The 1,372-nt window shown below is 42.1% G+C and carries 1 protein-coding gene; it reads left to right on the top strand.

What is annotated here, in order from left to right; translation table 11 throughout:
- Positions 1–951, top strand: a 951-nt coding sequence (locus ACVPON_RS04590; RefSeq protein WP_462876629.1) for a MucBP domain-containing protein, incomplete at its 5' end; no start/stop codon positions are given.
- Between the last annotated feature and the right edge of the window lie 421 nt (positions 952–1,372).

The following is a 1,372-nucleotide window of genomic DNA, read 5'->3' as shown; positions in this document are numbered from 1 at the left end:
TATATCCCAGGAGAAGACAATCCAGGCGATCGTCCACCAGTACCATATGATGAAACCCCACTGGTGCCAGGAGATAACCCACCATTGCCACATATTCCAGGCTATACACCAAAAGATCCAGACGGCAATCCATTGAAACCGGTTGATCCTGATGATCCAACGAAGGGATATGTACCACCGTCTATCACCGATCCAAATGATCCAGGTAAGGATACTCCAGTACCATATGAGAAGGATCCAGAACCACAACCAGAAGTGAAGAAAGGAAGCGTTGTTGTTCACTATGTGAATGAAAAGGGTGAAACCATCGCAGATGATGTGGTCGACACGCCAGAAAGTGATGTCAACACTCCATATGACACAACAGACCACAAGCCAACCATCATCGAAAAAGATGGCAAGCGTTATGTCTTCACCAAGGTTCAAGACGGGGATCAAGAATCTGGAACTGTTGTAGAGGGGACAACCAACGTCACCTACATCTACAAGGAACTTGGCTCATACTTGCCATATATCCCAGGAGAAGACAATCCAGGCGATCGTCCACCAGTACCATATGATGAAACCCCACTGGTGCCAGGAGATAACCCACCATTGCCACACATTCCAGGCTATACACCAAAAGATCCAGACGGCAACCCATTGAAACCAGTTGATCCAGAAGATCCAACGAAGGGATATGTGCCACCGTCTATCACCGATCCAAATGATCCAGGTAAGGATACACCAGTACCATATGAGAAGGATCCAGAACCACAACCTAAGCAACCAGAGAACCATGTACCAACTAACCCAGAAGTCGTTCATGTAAATGTTCGTCCATCTGCAAACAGTAAGGTCTTGCCAGCGACAGGTGAAGAAACATCTTCTGTTGTAACTACAGCACTTGGTATCGGTATGCTAGTGGGAGCAGCTGGACTAGGATTAAAAAGTAAACGAGAAGAAGAATAGGGAATGAGATATTTGCTCTTTCTTGTAGACCTTGCAGATGTTTATTTCCATCTTCCTATCAATCAGAGAGAACACTTTTGTTCTCTCTTTTTTATCTTTTGAAAATCTTTGATACTTTTCAAAAATCTCTTCAAACCTCGTCAGTGTTGCCTAGTACTAAAAGTAAACTAAACAACTATATCGTTGAAAAAACATACACGGTAAACACAAGATTAATATCAGCTACGACGGGAAATCTCTTTTAAAGGCTCACTTTGTTTCCTATTTATCTTGCAAATATCAATTTAGAGTACAGTTTATTTTAAAACTAAATCCCTATAAATCACTGATATACTCCCCTTATAGTGGACAGTGAAAAAACAAAAATTCACTAGAAGCTAAAGGGGAGTTTTCCTATGTCTAAAAGAAGTCCAAAGTCAGT

This window comes from Streptococcus sp. 1F3, from assembly GCF_054968985.1.
Note: the sequence above shows the minus strand (reverse complement) of the source record. Positions and strands in the feature narration are given on the sequence as shown.